Origin of the sequence: Labilibaculum manganireducens (assembly GCF_002843385.1) — a bacterium.
GTDB classification, from domain to species: domain Bacteria; phylum Bacteroidota; class Bacteroidia; order Bacteroidales; family Marinifilaceae; genus Labilibaculum; species Labilibaculum manganireducens.
Map to the genome: position 1 here is coordinate 1 of NZ_MVDE01000083.1, position 1,479 is coordinate 1,479.

Consider the following 1,479-nt stretch of genomic DNA (forward strand, 5'->3'; position numbering starts at 1 on the left):
TTTCGGCTGTAATGGTCAAGGATTTTTGAGTAATGTCCAATGAACCATCAACAAATGTAATGGCATAATTGGAAGAAGTCAATCCGCCCGGAGTGATGACATAGCCGGTTCCAACATTGGTTGCTGTGCTTGCTGTTCCGCTATAAGCAAGTGCTCCTCCCAGATCAGTTTCATCTTCACCTGTTATAAATCCGACGTAAGTAACAGTAAATCCACTGTATACGGCTCCGTCGTACTCTTTGCTTTTGTTTTCGGCTGTAATGGTCAAGGATTTTTGAGTAATGTCCAATGAACCATCAACAAATGTAATGTCATAATTGGATGAAGTCAATCCGCCCGGAGTGATGACATAGCCGGTTCCAACATTGGTTGCTGTTGTTGCTGTTCCACTATAAACAAGTGTTCCTGATAAATCAGTTTCATCTTCACCTGTTATAAATCCAGCATAAGTAACAGTAAATCCACTGTATACGGCTCCGTCGTACTCTTTGCTTTTGTTTTCGGCTGTAATGGTCAAGGATTTTTGAGTAATGTCCAATGAACCATCAACAAATGTAATGGCATAATTGGATGAAGTCAATCCGCCCGGAGTGATGACATAGCCGGTTCCAACATTGGTTGCTGTTGTTGCTGTTCCACTATAAACAAGTGCTCCTCCCAGATCAGTTTCATCTTCTCCACTTATAAATCCAGCGTAAGTAACAGTAAATCCACTGTATACTGCTCCGTCGTACTCTTTGCTTTTGCCTTCGGCTGTAATGGTCAAGGCTTTTTGAGTGATGCTAAAGTCTTTACTCACAAAAGTTAAATCGTAGTTCAATCCAGCACTCAGGCTTCCCTGAGAAATGGCATAGGTACCTACAGACTCTCCACTTGTTCTTGACAGTGCTCCGCTAAAGGAATCTCCAGCTTCCAATACTGAAGATGCAGTGTAAGTAAATGTCGGATCTGCATCTCCGTAAACTTTCGTCTGACCTGCATCAACTGTTACCGTTATTGCTTTTTGGGTTATATCCAATGAACCATCAACAAATGTAATGGCATAATTGGATGAAGTCAATCCGCCCGGAGTGATGACATAGCCGGTTCCAACATTGGTTGCTGTTGTTGCTGTTCCACTATAAACAAGTGTTCCTGATAAATCAGTTTCATCTTCGCCTGTTGCGAAACCGGAATAACTTACCGTAAACGGGCTGTAAACCGCGCCGTCGTAAACTTTGCTTTTGTTTTCGGCTGTAATGGTCAAGGATTTTTTAGTGATGCTAAAGTCTTTACTCACAAAAGTTAAATTGTAATTCGATCCTGCACTCAGTGTTCCCTGTAAAATGGCATAGGAACCTACAGACTCTCCACTTGTTCTTGACAGTGCTCCGCTAAAGGAGTCACCGCTTTCCAATGCGGAAGATGCCGTGTAAGTAAATGTCGGATCTGAATCTCCGTAAACTTTTGTTTGTAATGCATCTGCAGTAACCGTAATGG

At 42.3% G+C, this 1,479-nt stretch carries 1 protein-coding gene; it reads right to left on the reverse strand.

Annotated elements, in window-relative coordinates; translation table 11 throughout:
• On the reverse strand, window positions 1-1,479 hold a 1,479-nt coding region (locus tag BZG01_RS21705), incomplete at both ends, for an MBG domain-containing protein (RefSeq protein WP_180327428.1).